14 protein-coding genes are annotated in these 15699 nt (G+C 60.6%); 13 read left to right on the forward strand and 1 reads right to left on the reverse strand.

Translation table 11 applies throughout. The features are described from left to right. Positions 1 to 121 precede the first annotated feature (121 nt). The 4 genes from hflK to V7Z56_RS02260 all read left to right on the forward strand — a co-directional run bounded on the left by hflK (position 122) and on the right by V7Z56_RS02260 (position 4073). Entirely contained in the window at positions 122 to 1216 is a 1095-nt protein-coding gene (gene hflK, locus V7Z56_RS02245) for an FtsH protease activity modulator HflK (RefSeq protein WP_334127716.1), read from the forward strand. Next, a complete protein-coding gene (gene hflC, locus V7Z56_RS02250) occupies positions 1213 to 2097 on the forward strand; it encodes a protease modulator HflC (protein ID WP_334127717.1) in 885 nt (294 codons plus the stop codon). Before hflK ends, hflC begins: the two co-directional genes overlap by 4 nt. Before the next feature lie 57 nt (positions 2098 to 2154). Continuing rightward, complete coding sequence (locus V7Z56_RS02255; protein ID WP_334127718.1) at positions 2155 to 2343, forward strand: DUF2065 domain-containing protein; 189 nt, start codon at positions 2155 to 2157, stop codon at positions 2341 to 2343. A gap of 221 nt (positions 2344 to 2564) precedes the next feature. Continuing rightward, on the forward strand, positions 2565 to 4073 hold the full coding sequence (locus V7Z56_RS02260) for a DegQ family serine endoprotease (protein WP_334127719.1): 1509 nt from the start codon (positions 2565 to 2567) through the stop codon (positions 4071 to 4073). Positions 4074 to 4155: 82 nt separating this feature from the next. Here the strand turns inward: V7Z56_RS02260 and serB are convergent, their stop codons facing one another. Further along, positions 4156 to 5061 carry a phosphoserine phosphatase SerB gene (gene serB, locus V7Z56_RS02265; RefSeq protein ID WP_334127720.1) on the reverse strand — a complete coding sequence of 302 codons (906 nt, stop codon included), beginning with the start codon at positions 5059 to 5061 and terminating at the stop codon, positions 4156 to 4158. Positions 5062 to 5082: 21 nt separating this feature from the next. Here serB and miaA point away from each other — a divergent pair, with 21 nt between their 5' ends. The 9 genes from miaA (at position 5083) to rodA (ending at position 15564) form a co-directional block, all read left to right on the forward strand. After that, the gene (gene miaA / locus V7Z56_RS02270) at positions 5083 to 6057 is read left to right on the forward strand and encodes a tRNA (adenosine(37)-N6)-dimethylallyltransferase MiaA (protein ID WP_334127721.1); all 975 of its coding nucleotides are present in this window, start codon (positions 5083 to 5085) and stop codon (positions 6055 to 6057) included. Positions 6058 to 6181: 124 nt separating this feature from the next. Further along, positions 6182 to 7948: an acetolactate synthase 3 large subunit gene (locus tag V7Z56_RS02275; RefSeq protein ID WP_334127722.1), complete on the forward strand. Its 1767-nt coding sequence runs from the start codon at positions 6182 to 6184 to the stop codon at positions 7946 to 7948. An 85-nt stretch (positions 7949 to 8033) separates the two neighbouring features. Then, entirely contained in the window at positions 8034 to 8546 is a 513-nt protein-coding gene (ilvN, locus tag V7Z56_RS02280) for an acetolactate synthase small subunit (protein WP_334127723.1), read from the forward strand. A gap of 40 nt (positions 8547 to 8586) precedes the next feature. Beyond that, a complete protein-coding gene (ilvC, locus tag V7Z56_RS02285) occupies positions 8587 to 9606 on the forward strand; it encodes a ketol-acid reductoisomerase (protein ID WP_334127724.1) in 1020 nt (339 codons plus the stop codon). Between the two features lie 424 nt (positions 9607 to 10030). Next, a complete protein-coding gene (locus tag V7Z56_RS02290; protein WP_334127725.1) occupies positions 10031 to 11071 on the forward strand; it encodes a rod shape-determining protein in 1041 nt (346 codons plus the stop codon). 78 nt (positions 11072 to 11149) lie between these two features. Continuing rightward, a complete protein-coding gene (gene mreC / locus V7Z56_RS02295) occupies positions 11150 to 12013 on the forward strand; it encodes a rod shape-determining protein MreC (RefSeq protein ID WP_334127726.1) in 864 nt (287 codons plus the stop codon). Further along, a complete protein-coding gene (gene mreD / locus V7Z56_RS02300; protein WP_334127727.1) occupies positions 12010 to 12525 on the forward strand; it encodes a rod shape-determining protein MreD in 516 nt (171 codons plus the stop codon). Before mreC ends, mreD begins: the two co-directional genes overlap by 4 nt. Next, entirely contained in the window at positions 12525 to 14435 is a 1911-nt protein-coding gene (gene mrdA, locus V7Z56_RS02305) for a penicillin-binding protein 2 (RefSeq protein WP_334127728.1), read from the forward strand. Before mreD ends, mrdA begins: the two co-directional genes overlap by 1 nt. Continuing rightward, entirely contained in the window at positions 14428 to 15564 is a 1137-nt protein-coding gene (rodA, locus tag V7Z56_RS02310; protein WP_334127729.1) for a rod shape-determining protein RodA, read from the forward strand. Before mrdA ends, rodA begins: the two co-directional genes overlap by 8 nt. Positions 15565 to 15699 lie beyond the last annotated feature (135 nt).

Raw genomic sequence — 15699 nt, forward strand, 5'->3', positions numbered from 1 at the left:
GTGAAAACGGACCTTTCTCATACCAGGTACATTGCAGAATGTTGCTGGGTGTCATATAACGCGACTACGCAACTTAAGCAAATGCGCAAAAACGGCGCAAATATGAAGGAGATGCTATTCAATGCCTTGGAGTAATCAGGGTGGTAACGATGGAGGCTGGCAAGGCGGCGGTGGTAATCGCGGACCTTGGGGGCAGGGACCAGGTGGTCAGCAGCCCCCTAATCTGGAAGATATCATAAAGAAGGGGCAGGAGCGTCTGAAAGATGTGATCCCCGGCGGCGGTGGCGGCAAGCTCGGCATCATTATCCTTCTCCTCGTCCTGCTGGTTGCGTGGCTGGTCAGCGGCTTTTACAAGGTCGAGACCACGGAACAGGGCGTTGTCCTGCGCTTTGGCAAATGGACCAATACGACGCAGCCCGGTCTGAACTATCATCTCCCTTACCCGATCGAAACCGTGCTGACGCCTGAAGTGACCAAGGTCAACAGCATCGAGGTCGGCTTCCGCCCGACGCGCGGCGACAACACGACGCCGGTGGAGGCGGAAAGCCTGATGCTGACGGGTGATGAGAATATCGTCGATATCGGCTTCACGGTTCACTGGCGGATCAAGGACGCGGGTCTTTATCTCTTCAACATCGAACAGCCCGAAGTGACCATCAAGGCGGTCGCCGAAAGCGCGATGCGTGAGGTTATCGGCCGCACCAACCTGACCGCGGCTATCACCGAAGGCCGTCTGATGGTTGAGACCGAGGTGCGCGAGCGGCTTCAGGAAGTGCTGGATGGCTATGGCGCGGGCGTTCATATCATGCAGGTCCAGCTGAAGAACGCCGAGCCGCCGGCGCCGGTAATCGCGGCGTTCCGCGATGTGCAGGCGGCCGAGGCCGACAAGGAGCGCGCCCAGAACGAGGCGCTCGCTTACGCCAACGACGTGATCCCCCGGGCCCGTGGTCAGGCGGAACGCATCCGCCAGGAAGCGGAAGGCTACAAGCAGCAGGTGATTGCCGAAGCGCAAGGTGAGGCGGCCCGTTTCCTCTCGATTTATGAGGAATATGCCAAGGCCCCTTATGTGACGCGTCAGCGTATGTATCTGGAAACGCTTGAGGATGTGTTCGCCGGAACGAACAAGATTATAATCGACGGTGGCGCGAACGGGAACGACAATGTCGTCCCCTATCTGCCGCTGAATGAGTTGATGAAGGGGAGCGCCTCGAAATGAACAAGACTTTTATGACTGTTCTTGCGGTTCTTCTCGTGGCGCTCGGCGTCATCACGGCGGGGGCATTGTTCACCGTGCAGCAGACGGAGCAGGCCATCGTCATGCAGTTCGGTAAGCCGCAGCGCGTGATCCAGGAACCGGGCCTCAACTTCAAGCTGCCCTTCGTGCAGGATGTGGTTTATGTGGACAAGCGCGTCCTCTCCGTCAGCACGCAGCGTGAAGAGGTCGTGACGCGCGACCAGAAGCGTCTCATGGTGGACAGCTTCGCACGTTTCCGTATCGCCAACCCGCTGCAGTATTACCAGTCCTACGGCAATCTGCAGATCGCCAACCAGCGACTTGAGACGATCCTGAACTCGCAGCTTCGCCAGAATCTCGGGCGTCAGAATTTGAATAACATCGTCTCCGGCGAGCGCTACAACCTGATGAACCAGATCCGCGAACAGGTGAATAAGGAAGCGGCGGCCTCGGGCATTGATGTCATCGACGTGCGGATCGTCCGAGCCGACCTGCCGAAGGAGAACAGCGACAAGGTGTTCGACCGGATGCGTTCGCAGCGTGAGCAGGAAGCGAAGGAAATCCGCGCAACCGGTGCCGAGCTTGCGCAAGGCATCACCGCCAACGCGGACCGGATGCGGACCATTCTCGTCGCCGAAGCGCAGCGGGATGCCGATATCCTTCGCGGTGAGGGCGATGCGGAGAAGAACCGTATCTTCGCCGAAGCCTTCGGGCGGGATGAGGATTTCTTCGCCTTCTATCGCTCCATGCAGGCCTATCGCGGTGCGATGCGCAGTGACGACACCTCGATGGTGCTCTCGCCGACGTCGGAATTCTTCCGCTACTTCAATCAGCAAAGCACGAACGGGCAACGGCCCGATTAGGCAGGTTGAAACGGCTCGCCTTCATTGGCGGGCCGTTTTTGTTTGGGGAGCGGGTTTGTGCTGAAAGAAATTCTGCTGGCGCTGGCGCTGGTTCTGTTTTTCGAAGGCGCGCTTTATGCGCTGTTTCCGGATGCGATGAAAAAAATGATGATTTCCGTCATGCAGACACCGAGCCCGATCCTGCGCATCATGGGGCTCTGCGTCGCGATTGTCGGGGTCTTCTTCGTTTGGCTCATCAAATTGTGACCGGAAGATTTTTATCCTTAACCGATTTTTCTTATTATTACGGGTTGAATTTGCACATTTCTGCCGCAATTGGTTTCTAGGTACATACGGCGTTATACGCCGCTGCGGGATTTTCCCACGGTGATAGAGGGGTTTATGTCAATAGATCCTCTGTGATCTTCAGACAGGGGCAGGGGATCAGAATTGGAAGGAAAACGAAGTTGTATAACGGAATTTCAACATTGTCCAAAACGGAGGCGCGCGGCGCCCGGTCCGTGGCGGCGCCGGAACCGGGAGTACGGCGGTACGGCGCACTTATCACCTCGACCCTGACGATTATCACCCTGATGACGGTTTTCGCCTTCAATGCGGCCGCCCGCGGGGTGCCGGAGAGCTTCGCCGATCTGGTCGAAAAGCTGTCGCCGGCAGTGGTCAATATCTCCACAACCCAGACGGTAAAGGCGCCGCAGGGCGGCCTTTTTCCGAACCTTCCCGAAGGGCATCCGTTTGAAGATTTCTTCAAGGAATTTGGTCCGCGCGGACAGGGTGAGGGGCGCGAGCGCAAGGCGACCTCCCTCGGCTCCGGCTTTGTGATCGATGCGGGAGAGGGATATGTGGTGACCAATAACCACGTCATCGACGGCGCCGATGAGATCAAGGTCATCTTCAAGGACGGCGACAGCCTGGCCGCAACGCTGGTCGGGACGGACCCCAAGACCGATGTCGCGGTTCTCAAGATCGACGCGAAGAAGCGGGACCTGATCGCCGCCAAATGGGGTGACAGCGACGATGCGCGCGTTGGCGACTGGGTGCTGGCGATCGGCAATCCCTACGGCCTTGGCGGCACGGTGACGGCCGGTATCATCTCGGCGCGCGGGCGGGATATCCGCTCCGGCCCCTATGACGACTATATCCAGACTGACGCCTCCATCAACAAAGGGAATTCCGGCGGGCCGCTGTTCAACATGGCGGGTGAAGTGATCGGCATCAATACCGCGATCTTCTCGCAGTCGGGCGGCAGCATCGGTATCGGCTTCTCGGTTCCCTCGCAGCTCGCGCGTCCCGTTGTCGAGCAGCTGATCGAATTCGGCAAGACCAGCCGCGGCTGGCTCGGCGTCGTTATTCAGTCGGTGACGGAGGAAATCGCCGAAGGGCTTGGCCTTAAGAATACCGACGGTGTGCTGGTTGCGGGCGTCCCGGAAAACGGTCCGGCGTTCGAATCGGGCATCAAGGCCGGCGATGTGATCCTGAAATTCAACGGCGAGAAGGTGAGCGAGCCGCGCGAACTGTCCCGGCTGGTCGCCGAATCAAAGGTTGGCTCTGAAGTGACCGTGGAGCTCTGGCGGAACGGCGAGACCGTGAAGACACAGGTCGTTCTTGGCGAGCTTGAGACGGCGGAAACCGCCATGGCGACCGGCACTCAATCCACGCCGACGCTTGGCAAGAGCCTCGACGTCCTCGGCATGAAGCTGGCGCCGATCAATGACGCCGCGCGTGAGCAGTTCAGCGTTGGCGAGGATGTGAAAGGGGTTCTGGTCACGGACGTTGACGCCAACTCCGAAGCAGCCGAGAAGGGCATCCGCCCCGGTGACGTGATCAGCGAAGTGCAGCTTGAGCCGGTGACAAGCCCCGACCAGGTCAAGGCGCGGATCAGCGAGGTCGAAAAATCCGACAAGAAGTCGATCCTCTTTCTGCTGAAGCGCGGCGACAACTCCCGCTTTATCGCGCTGAAGCTGGATAAGGAGAGCTGATCGGCTCGCCTCTGAGGCCACGATAAAAAATGGCGCCCCCGCAAGAGGGCGCCATTTTTAATTTTCACGTTCGCCGCCGGGCTCAGCCGACGAAGTCGCTCTCGCGGTAGCCCTGGAAATAGAGAAGCGTGGTGAGATCGCCGTAGCGGATGTTGGCATCGGCGGCCTTCGCCGCCTTTTCCTTGGCATGGAAGGCGACGCCGAGGCCCGCCGCCTCGATCATCGGAATATCATTGGCCCCGTCGCCGATCGCCAGCGTCTCGCGGCGCGGAATATTCTTCTCGACAATCAGCCGCTCGAGCGTCGCGAGCTTGGCGGCGGAATTGAGGATCGGCTCTTTGGCCGCGCCAGTGAGTGTCCCGTTTTCAAACAGAAGCTCATTGCTCATATCCATATGAAAGCCAAGCGCCTCCCGGACGCGCGAGGTGAAGAAGGTGAAGCCGCCGGAGACGAGCGCCGTGTAGCAGCCATTCGCCCGCAGCGTCTGCACCAGCGTTCTCGCGCCCGCCGTCATCACGACGCGCTCGTCATAGACCTGTTGCAGCACCTCCTCGCGAAGCCCCGTCAACATTTTGACGCGGGCGCGAAAAGCGTCGGTGAATTCGAGCTTGCCCTGCATGGCCTGCTCGGTGATCGCGGAGACTTCGGCTTTCAGCCCGGCGAAATCGGCAAGCTCGTCAATGCACTCGATGGTGATCATGGTGCTGTCCATATCGGCGAGGAACAGCTTCTTGCGGCGGCCTTCCGCCTCCTGCACGCAATAGTCAACGCCCGCTGGCAGCGCCGCCGCCTCAATCGCCGCTTTTGCCGCGTCAAGGGCGAGGCCGCCGAACGGGAGATCAACAGCGTGATCGTCTTTCAGCCAGTCGGGGCCGTCAACCGCAGCACCCGCGTTGGCAAGGACGCGGCGGGCCGTTTCGGAAAGATTGCGCAATGCCGTGCCGGCTGTATGATCGGCGACGAGGGTGAGAACCGAATTTTCTATCATTGTTCGAGGCAGCAGTCCCTGATGGATAACAACATGACGGCGGAACGCCGGCAAGCGGGCACAATCCTTCTTGCAGGGCCGACCGCGAGCGGCAAATCCGCGCTCGCCATTGCCATAGCAGAGGAATTTGACGGTGTCATCATCAATGCGGACAGCATGCAGATTTACAGCGGCCTTCGCGTTCTGACTGCGCGTCCGAGCGCAGGCGAAGAGGCCCGCGTGCCGCACCGGCTTTATGGCATCCTCGATCCGGCCGATGACTGCAACGCCGCGCGCTGGCGCGATATGGCGCTGGACGAGATCCGGGCGGCAAAGGCGGCGGGGAAACTTCCCATCGTTGTCGGCGGCACCGGGCTTTATTTCGATATCCTGACTAATGGCATTGCGGAAATTCCCGAGATCTCGAAAGACGTGCGGGACCGGCTCCGGGAATTGCAGCGCGAGGCGGGGAACGAGGTCATCCACGCGATGCTGACCGCGAAGGATCCCGAGATGGCCGCGCGCCTCAATGTTGGCGATACGCAGCGACTTTTGCGCGCACTCGAGGTAGTCGAGGAGACGGGTGTGCCGCTCACCGACTGGCAGCGGCGGGCACCCGCGGGGAGCATCCTCGAAGGGCCGCGGCTGCATCTCGCGCTTCTCCCCGATCGCGCCTGGCTCTACGCCCGCATCGAGGCCCGTCTCGACTGGATGCTGGAGGAGGGCGGCGCGCTCGAGGAGGTGCGGGCGCTCACGGCACGCGGCCTCGATCCCGCGCTTCCGGCGATGAAAGCGCTCGGCGTTCCCGAGTTGATGGCCGTGCTTGCGGGAGCGCTTGATGCGGATATCGCCAGGGCGCGGATCAAGATGCTGACGCGCCGCTACGCAAAACGGCAGATGACGTGGGTGCGAAATAAGATGTGCGAAGCAAATCGCTCTTCTGCGCAAGATTTGGAAAGTTTGAAAGCGGATTTCTTTCCATTTATTCGGCGATTTTTGTTGACGAACGGCGGTTGAGCGACTAGGTTCCAGTGTTGCAGCCATACCTACAGGGGTTGCTGAGGACGCCCGGTATTGCGCCGGGCGCTTTTTTTTCATCGGTTTTTTTGACGACAGCCAATCATGGATCAGGAATAGGCAGATGGCGAACCAGGAAATGACAGGAGCAGAAATCGTAATCAAGGCGCTGAAGGATCAGGGCGTCGAGGTGATTTTCGGGTATCCTGGGGGCGCTGTGCTACCGCTCTATGATGTGCTGTTCAAGGAAAACAGCATCCGCCATGTTCTGGTCCGCCAGGAAGGCGGCGCGGTTCACGCGGCGGAAGGCTATGCCCGCTCGACGGGGAAACCGGGCGTCGTTCTGGTCACCTCCGGCCCCGGCGCGACCAACGCAGTCACCGGCCTTGCCGATGCGCTGATGGACAGCATTCCGCTGATCTGCCTGACCGGGCAGGTCGCGACGCATATGATCGGCAACGATGCCTTTCAGGAAGCCGATACCGTCGGCATCACGCGCCCCGTGACCAAGCACAACTATCTTGTCAAGAGCGCAAACGATCTCGCCCGCACCATGCATGAGGCGTTTTTTGTCGCGACCAACGGTCGGCCGGGTCCCGTCGTGATCGATCTGCCGAAGGATGTCCAGCTCGCGACCGGAACCTATCTGCCGCCGACGCTCGTCAAGCACAAGAGCTATCAGCCGCAGCTAAAGGGCGATCTGAAAGCGATCAAGGCCGCGGTCAAGCTGATCGCCGGCGCGAAAAAGCCGATTTTCTATACCGGCGGCGGCGTTATCAACTCGGGCCCCAAAGCCTCGCAGCTTTTGACCCAGTTCGTTCGGCTGACCGGCTATCCGATAACCAACACGCTGATGGGGCTTGGCGCCTATCCGGCGTCCGACAAGCAGTTCCTCGGCATGCTCGGCATGCACGGCACCTATGAAGCCAACCATGCGATGCATGACTGCGATGTCATGGTCTGCATCGGCGCGCGCTTCGATGACCGCATTACCGGTCGCCTCGATGCCTTCTCGCCGAATTCCAAGAAGATCCATATTGATATCGATCCCTCTTCCATCAACAAGAACGTCCCAGTTGATATCCCGATTGTCGGTGATGTCGCGCATGTCCTCGAAGACATGATCAAGGTCTGGAAATCGGAAACGCACCGGGCCGACAACAAGGCGGCGCTGAAGAAATGGTGGGCGCAGATCGATGAATGGCGTGGCCGCAACTGTCTCAAGTTCGAGCAGAAGGGCAAGCTGATCAAGCCGCAGTATGCGCTGAGCCGCCTGAACGAGCTGACCCGCGACATGGATCGCTATTTCACCACGGAAGTCGGGCAGCACCAGATGTGGGCGGCGCAGTATATGCAGTTCGAGGAGCCGAACCGCTGGATGACGTCAGGCGGCCTCGGCACCATGGGCTATGGCCTGCCGGCCGCGATGGGCGTGCAGATCGCGCATCCGGATGCGCTCGTCGTCGATATCGCCGGCGAAGCCTCGATCATGATGAATATCCAGGAACTCTCGACGGTCCTGCAGTACCGCTTGCCGGTCAAGGTGTTCATCCTCAACAATGAATATATGGGCATGGTGCGCCAGTGGCAGGAGCTGCTGCACGGCGGGCGCTATTCGGAAAGCTACATGGAAAGCCTGCCCGATTTCGTCAAGCTGGCGGAAGCCTTCGGCGCGACGGGCCTTCGCTGCTCCGATCCCGCCAAGGTCGACGACTGCATCCGCGAGATGATCGCGATCAAGGGGCCGGTCGTCGTCGATATGCTGGTGGACAAAGCGGAGAATGTGTTCCCTATGGTCCCCTCGGGCGCCGCGCATAACGAGATGCTGCTCGGCGATGAGGAAGAGGGCAGCGGACCCAAGGTCACCACTGACGGGCTGTCACTGGTCTGATCGCGTTTGTTTCGTTGAAAAGCTGTAGATTTAACGCGAATGCTGGTTTACAAAAGGCCCGCACTTGCAAGGGGGTGTCCGGATAATGACTGAAGATAACGAGATATTTCGCCACACCATATCCGTCCTTGTCGATAATGAGTTCGGCGTGCTGGCGCGGGTGGTCGGCCTGTTCTCGGGGCGCGGATATAACATTGAAAGCCTGACGGTGGCCCGTGTCGACCAGCAGGCCAACCTGTCGCGCATCACCATCGTCACCAGCGGCACCGCCATGGTGATCGAGCAGATCAAGGCGCAGCTCAACCGTCTCGTGCCGGTGCATAAAGTCGCGGACCTCACCTCCGACGGGCCGAGCGTGGAGCGGGAAATGGCGCTTGTGAAAGTGATCAGCAAGGGCGAGAAGCGGGTCGAGGCGCTGCGCATGGCGGATATCTTCCGCGCCCGCGCCGTCGATACGACCGAGGATTCCTTTGTGTTCGAAGTGACGGGCGTCCCTGACAAGGTGCGGGCCTTCATCGCGTTGATGGAGCCGCTTGGCAAGGCCGAAGTCTGCCGGACGGGCGTGGTTGCGCTGCGCCGCGGCACCGATGTGATTTGAGCGACAATCTGATATCTATTTTAAGAAGGAAAAGACGAAAATGCGGGTTTATTACGACAGCGACGCCGATGTTAATCTGATCAAGGGCAAGAAAGTTGTCATCGTCGGCTATGGCAGCCAGGGCCATGCCCATGCCAACAACCTGAAAGATTCCGGTGTCAAGGATGTGGCTGTCGCCCTCCGCGCCGCGTCCTCCTCTGCCGCCAAGGCGGAAGCCTCGGGCCTCAAGGTGATGACGCCGGCCGAAGCGGCGAAATGGGGCGACGTGATCATGATGCTGACGCCGGACGAGCTGCAGGCGGACATCTATGAAGAGGAGCTCGCGCCGAACATGAAGGAAGGCGCGGCGCTTGTCTTCGCGCATGGCCTCAACGTCCACTTCAACCTGATCGTGCCCCGCGCCGATATGGATGTTTTCATGATCGCGCCGAAAGGCCCCGGCCACACGGTGCGCGGTGAATATCTCCGTGGCGGCGGCGTGCCCTGCCTCGTTGCGGTCCATCAGGACGCCTCGGGCAATGCGCTCGACATCGCGCTTTCCTATGCCTCCGCCATCGGCGGCGGTCGCGCCGGCATTATCGAGACGACCTTCAAGGAAGAGTGCGAGACCGACCTCTTCGGTGAGCAGGCGGTTCTCTGCGGCGGCCTGGTTGAGCTGATCCGCGCCGGCTTTGAGACGCTGGTCGAAGCCGGTTACGCGCCGGAAATGGCCTATTTCGAATGCCTGCATGAAGTCAAGCTGATCGTTGACCTGATCTATGAAGGCGGCATCGCCAACATGAACTACTCGATCTCCAACACGGCGGAGTTCGGCGAATATGTATCGGGCCCGCGCGTTGTGACGTCGCAGACCAAGGCGGAAATGAAGCGGATTCTCGATGACATTCAGTCCGGCCGCTTCACCCGCGACTGGATGCTGGAAAACCGCGCCCGCCAGACCAGCTTCAAGGCCATGCGCGCCCGTGCCGATGCGCATCAGATCGAGGAAGTCGGTGCCCGTCTTCGCGCCATGATGCCGTGGATTGCGGCCAACCGTCTGGTTGACAAGGCGAAAAACTAACGCTCGCATGTAATGCAGTAAAAAGATAAAAAGCCGGCCGCTGTGTCGGCTTTTTTCATTTGCAGCGGAGTCACGGTTGTTTGTTTATTGACTGAAAGATAATCCTTTTCCCGCCCGAAATTATGGTTAATCATGTTTGCTTAATCGCCGCTTCTGATTTACAAATCAGTTGCCTGAAATTGACAAAAATCATATTTGTGCGCGGATGGTGGGAAAATGTTAACTATCTTCTGCGATAACGGCGAAACGCTGCTTTGTCCGGGTCCTGGGCCCGCATCGGGGCAGCAAAACAGTCAGCGTGTCGGCATGAAGGCGACGGGACAGTCACTGTCCGGCCTCGTCAGCTATCGAATGTTGGGCGCAGGTTCGATCGTAATTCACGGGGCCAAGGACGGGCTCTCAAACGGGTATGTGAGGCAGTTTAATGTTTAACGGATTGCTCGGCTGGATGTCAGCCGATATGGCCATTGACCTTGGAACCGCGAACACGCTGGTCTATGTCAAGGGCCGGGGTATTGTCCTGAATGAGCCGTCAGTCGTGGCGATCCTCCACAGCAAGGGCAAGAAGCAGGTTCTTGCGGTGGGCGATGAAGCGAAGATGATGCTCGGCCGCACGCCCGGGAATATCGAAGCGATCCGGCCGCTCCGCGACGGGGTCATTGCCGATTTCGAGATCGCCGAGGAGATGATCCGCCACTTCATTCACAAGGTGCACCGCCGCCGCAGCTTCGCGCGGCCGCTGGTCATCATCTGCGTTCCCTCCGGCTCCACGGCGGTCGAGCGTAAAGCCATCAAGGAAGCCGCCGAGAATGCCGGCGCCCGCCAGGCGATCCTGATCGATGAGCCGATGGCCGCTGCAATCGGCGCCGGTCTCCCCGTAACCGAGCCGACGGGCTCGATGGTCGTCGATATCGGCGGCGGCACGACGGAAGTTGCTGTCCTCTCGCTCGGTGGCATTGTCTATTCGAAAAGCGTCCGCGTCGGCGGCGACAAGATGGATGAGGCGATCATCGCCTATATCCGCCGCAATCATAACCTGCTCGTCGGCGAAAGCTCGGCGGAGCGGATCAAGAAGCTCGTCGGCTCGGCCTGCGCGCCGGAGGACGGGGAGGGGGAAACGCTGGAGATCCGCGGCCGCGACCTGATGAACGGCGTTCCCAAAGAACTGATTATCAGCCAGCGGCAGATTGCCGAAAGCCTCGCCGAACCGGTCGGGGCGATCATCGAGGCGGTAAAGGTCGCGCTTGAGCACACCGCGCCGGAACTTGCCGCCGATATCGTCGACAAGGGTATCATTCTCACCGGCGGCGGCTCGCTTCTCGGCAATTTCGATCATGTGCTGCGGCAGGCGACTGGCCTGCCTGTCTCCATCGCGGAAGAGCCGCTCTCCTGCGTTGCCATCGGCACCGGGCGCGCCCTTGAGGAAATCAAGACGCTGCGTCACGTTCTGAGCGGTGAAGTCTGACGGGCGAGGAACCGATTGGCTTTCCGAACCTAAAAAAAGTTGAGCTGAATGGCGCCACGGCAGGGAAATATATTCAAATTGGCATGGCCGCTGAAGACGATCATTCAGCGCTTTGCCTTTCTCGCGCTCGTTTCCCTCGCAGTTGCGCTTCTCTTTATCGGCAAGGCCAATATCGCGGCCGTGGAGCGCCTGCGCATGGCGACCACCGATATCCTCGCGCCGGTGCTGACAACCATTTCCGAACCGGTCAGCGCCTTTCACAATGCGGTTGCGAAGGTGCGAAGCCTTGCCAGCCTGATCGAGGAAAACGAGCGCCTGCGTGAAGAAAACGCCCGGCTGCTCAAATGGCAGGCCGCGGGCCGCGCGCTCGAGCAGGAAAACGAAAATTTCCGCCAGCTCCTGAATGCCCTCTCAGATCCGCTGGTGCTGCCGATCACGGCGCGTGTGGTGGGCGATAGCGGCGGGCCCTTCGTCCGCACGCTGCTTCTCAATGCCGGACAGCGCGAAGGCGTCCGTCTCGGGCAGGCGGTCGTCGCCCCGCTCGGGCTGATCGGCCGGATTGCGGCAGTTGGCGATCGCTCGGCGCGCGTGCTTCTGATCACCGATATCAACTCGCGCATTCCCGTGGTGCTGGAGAAGTCCCGCCACAAGGGCATCCTCGTCGGCGACAACTCGGCCGTGCCGCTGCTCGAATTCCTCCCGAGTACGGCAACGGTCGCGCCGGGTGATCGGGTCGTCACCTCCGGGGATGGCGGGATGCTGCCGGCCGGGCGGCCGATCGGCTTCGTGTCCTCCGTCGACAAGAGGGAAATACGCGTCCAGCCCTATGCCGACTGGAGCCGGCTCGAATATGTCAGCGTCCTGCGCTACGATCTGCCCGGCATGAGCAGCCCGGAAGAAAATCCCGGTGACCTTGGCGAAAGCAGATTGGATGCGAAGTGACCGCGAACCTCGTCTATCAGTTTAACAGGTTACTGCGCGGCAGCGTTCCCTTTGCGCTGGCCGTTCTGATGGCGCTGCTGGCGGTGGTGCCGACGGGGATCAGCGGTTTCGGCATTATCACCCCGTCGCTGCTCACCATTTCGGTCTTTTACTGGAGCATTCACCGGCCCTATCTGATGGGGGCGCCGCTCTGTTTCCTGCTCGGCATCCTGTTTGATTTCCTGACCGGCGCACCGCTTGGCCTGACCTCGCTGATGCTGCTCCTGGTGCATGGCGTGACGCTCTCGCAGCGGCGGATTTTTATCGGTAAATCCTTCGTGCTCTCCTGGTTCGGCTATGCGCTGATCGCGCTGATCGCGGCGATTGCCGGCTGGCTGATCGTCTGCCTCTATTCGCTCTCGCTCCTGCCGCTGGCGCCGGTGCTGATCCAGTATGCACTGTCGCTGCTGATTTTCCCGCTGCTCGCCTTTGGCTTCGGCCTCCTGCAGAACAACCTCCTGAGGTTGACGTAATGGCGGGCGATCAGCACAAGGAGAAGGGCCGCGTCTTTTCCCGCCGCGCGCTGATGCTGGCGGGGGGGCAGGCGGCGCTGATGTCGGCGCTGGCGGGCCGGCTCTATTATCTCCAGGTGCTGCACGCCGATCAGTATGCCATGATGGCCGATGAGAATCGCATCAACATCCGGCTTCTGCCGCCGCTTCGCGGGCGGATCATCGACCGCTTCGGGCGGGAAGTTGCAGGAAACCGGCAGAACTATCGCGTCGTCCTTATCCCCGAACAGACGCAGAGTATCGACGCGACGCTCGATGCGCTCGCGGAATTTATTTCCGAGGACCTGATCGATCGCGAGCGGGTCATGAAGGAAGTGAAGCGCAAGCGCAGCTTCGTGCCGATCCCCGTTGTCGATAACCTGACGTGGGAGCAGTTCGCCCGCATCAATGTCAACAGCCCGTCGCTGCCGGGTATCCAGATGGATGTGGGATCAACCCGCCACTATCCGTACGATAAGATGTTCGCCCATATCGTCGGCTATGTCGGCGCGGTCTCGGAAAAAGATCTGCAGAATCTGGAATATGATCCGCTGCTCGAACTGCCGGAATTCCGCATCGGCAAAAGCGGGATCGAGAAATATTACGATCAGGCGCTGCGTGGCAGTGCGGGCCTGAGCCGTGTCGAGGTCAACGCCTATGGCCGCGTCATCCGGGAGCTGACCCGACAGGAAGGCGTCGCCGGCAATGACGCGGTGCTGACGATCGATGTCGAGCTGCAGGACTTTGCCGTGCGCCGCATGGGTAAGGAAAGCGCCGCCGCCGTCGTGATGGATATCCACACCGGCGATATCCTCGCCATGGTCTCCGTCCCGTCCTTCGATCCCAATGCCTTTGCCGGCGGCATCAGCTCGGCCGAGTGGAAGGAGCTGATCGAAAATCCGATGCGCCCGCTCGGCAACAAGGCGATCAGCGGCCAGTATCCGCCGGGCTCGACCTTCAAGATGGTCGTCGCCCTCGCGGCGCTCGAGGAAGGGGTGACGACGCCCGGCCAGCGGGTCTTTTGCAGCGGCCATACCGAACTTGGCAAGCATCGCTTCCATTGCTGGCGGCGCGGCGGGCACGGCTGGATGGATATGGAAGAGGCCATCGCGCAGTCCTGCGACGTCTATTTTTACGAGATCGCCCGCAAAGTCGGCGTCGATAAAATCGCCGAAATGGCGCAGCGCTTCGGCCTTGGCGAGATGCTCGATATCGACATCCTCGGCGAGCGCAAAGGGCTTGTCCCGACGCGCGCCTGGAAGCAGGCGGTTCAGGGCACAAGCTGGCAGGTCGGCGAGACATATAACACCGGGATCGGGCAGGGCTATGTGCTGTCAACGCCGCTCCAGCTCGCGGTGATGACCGCGCGCCTTGCCAATGGCGGCAAGAAGGTGAAGCCGCGCCTTGTCCGGTCGGTTGCCGGGGAGGGCGCTGACGGCGCGACAAAACCGCCCGAGAACCCGACCGAGATGCCTGATCTCGGCGTCAGCCCGCGATCGCTCAGGGTCGTGCTGGAAGGGATGAACAAGGTGATGAACGGGCCGCGCGGAACCGCGCGCGCCGCCCGCATCGAGGTCGAAGGCTGGGAGATGGCCGGCAAGACCGGCACCGCGCAGGTTCGCCGCATCACCCGCAAGGAGCGTGTCGAGGGCGTGCGCAAGTCCGATGAAAAGCCGTGGGAGGAGCGCGACCATGCGCTGTTCGTCGGCTATGCCCCCTATGACGATCCGCGCTATGCCGTCTCGGTAATTGTCGAGCATGGCGGCAGCGGATCGACGGTTGCGGCGCCGATTGCCCGCGACCTGCTGCAGGAAGCGCTGCGGCTCGATCCGCTGCGCCGGCCGAGTTATGACGTCGCCGGCCGCCGCGGGAGTGGAGAGAGCGATGCTTAGGGAACTCGGCCAGAAGAACGTCTCCATTCCGCTGACGCAAAAGCTCTGGGATATCAACTGGGGCTTCGTGCTGCTGATCTGCGCAACCGCCTCGATCGGCTTCCTGATGCTCTATTCGGCGGCGAACGGCAGTATTGAGCCCTGGGCGTCGCGCCAGATGTTACGCTTCGCCATAGGGCTTTCCCTGATGTTCGCGATTGCCCTCATCGACGTGCGGATATTTCTCAAGCTCGCCTATCCGGCCTATTTCTTTGCGCTCGCGCTTCTGGGCGCCGTCGAGGTGATGGGCCATATCGGGATGGGTGCGCGCCGCTGGATCGACCTCGGGCCGTTCCATATCCAGCCATCGGAAGTGATGAAGATCGCCATTATCCTCGCGCTTGCCCGGTATTTTCACAATATCGGGCTTGAGGATACGCGGCGCATCCGCTGGCTGGTTGTGCCGGTGCTGCTGGTGATCATGCCGGTCGCCCTGGTGCTGCGCCAGCCCGATCTCGGCACTGCGCTGCTGCTCGCGGCCGGGGCGGGGATCGTCTTTTTTGCCGCCGGGGTCCGGCTCTGGAAGTTTGCGCTGCTGGCCGGCATCGCCATCCCGGGCGCGTTTTTCGCTTTCCAGTTCCTGCATGACTACCAGAAAAAGCGCGTTCTCACCTTTCTCAACCCCGAGAATGATCCGCTCGGCGCGGGCTATCATATCATGCAGTCGAAGATTGCCCTCGGCTCCGGCGGGGTCTTTGGCAAGGGGCTGTTGCAGGGGACGCAGAGCCATCTCAACTATCTACCGGAGATGCGCACCGATTTTATCTTCAGCATGCTGGCCGAGGAGTTCGGCATGGTCGGCGCGCTGTTGCTGTTTGCGCTTTACGTGCTGCTGATCGCCTATGGCTACGCCATCGCCTACCGCTCGCGCAATCATTTCGGCAAGCTGCTGGCCATCGGCCTGACGGGTGTCTTCTTTCTCTATGTGTTCATCAATGTGGCGATGGTGATGGGGCTGGTGCCGGTGGTCGGCGTGCCGCTGCCGCTCATCTCCTACGGCGGGACATCGATGCTGACGCTGCTGATCAGTTTCGGCCTGGTGATGAGCGTTTATATCCACCGCGATATCGATATTCCGGGAAAGCGATAGCGCTTTTGAAAATTTTCATCCCGAGCGATTTTATCGTGTTTCCGTACTTGTCGGCCTGTTCGTCCTGTGTTAAACAATCGCACCCGACGGGGAGGCGCCCTCGCTTTCCTGAACGAAAGGCCGCAGGCTCCGCCC

This window comes from Sneathiella sp. (assembly GCF_036844445.1).
Taxonomy (GTDB): domain Bacteria; phylum Pseudomonadota; class Alphaproteobacteria; order Sneathiellales; family Sneathiellaceae; genus Sneathiella.

Excerpts from the sequence above, each read along its gene's own strand:
- hflC (WP_334127717.1), top strand. The coding sequence starts at position 1,213 with ATGAACAAGACTTTTATGACTGTTCTTGCGGTTCTTCTCGTGGCGCTC.
- mrdA (WP_334127728.1), top strand. The coding sequence starts at position 12,525 with ATGGCGGGCGATCAGCACAAGGAGAAGGGCCGCGTCTTTTCCCGCCGC.
- serB (WP_334127720.1), bottom strand. The coding sequence starts at position 5,061 with ATGATAGAAAATTCGGTTCTCACCCTCGTCGCCGATCATACAGCCGGC.
- ilvN (WP_334127723.1), top strand. The coding sequence starts at position 8,034 with ATGACTGAAGATAACGAGATATTTCGCCACACCATATCCGTCCTTGTC.
- hflK (WP_334127716.1), top strand. The coding sequence starts at position 122 with ATGCCTTGGAGTAATCAGGGTGGTAACGATGGAGGCTGGCAAGGCGGC.
- V7Z56_RS02275 (WP_334127722.1), top strand. The coding sequence starts at position 6,182 with ATGGCGAACCAGGAAATGACAGGAGCAGAAATCGTAATCAAGGCGCTG.
- ilvC (WP_334127724.1), top strand. The coding sequence starts at position 8,587 with ATGCGGGTTTATTACGACAGCGACGCCGATGTTAATCTGATCAAGGGC.
- rodA (WP_334127729.1), top strand. The coding sequence starts at position 14,428 with ATGCTTAGGGAACTCGGCCAGAAGAACGTCTCCATTCCGCTGACGCAA.
- V7Z56_RS02290 (WP_334127725.1), top strand. The coding sequence starts at position 10,031 with ATGTTTAACGGATTGCTCGGCTGGATGTCAGCCGATATGGCCATTGAC.
- miaA (WP_334127721.1), top strand. The coding sequence starts at position 5,083 with ATGGATAACAACATGACGGCGGAACGCCGGCAAGCGGGCACAATCCTT.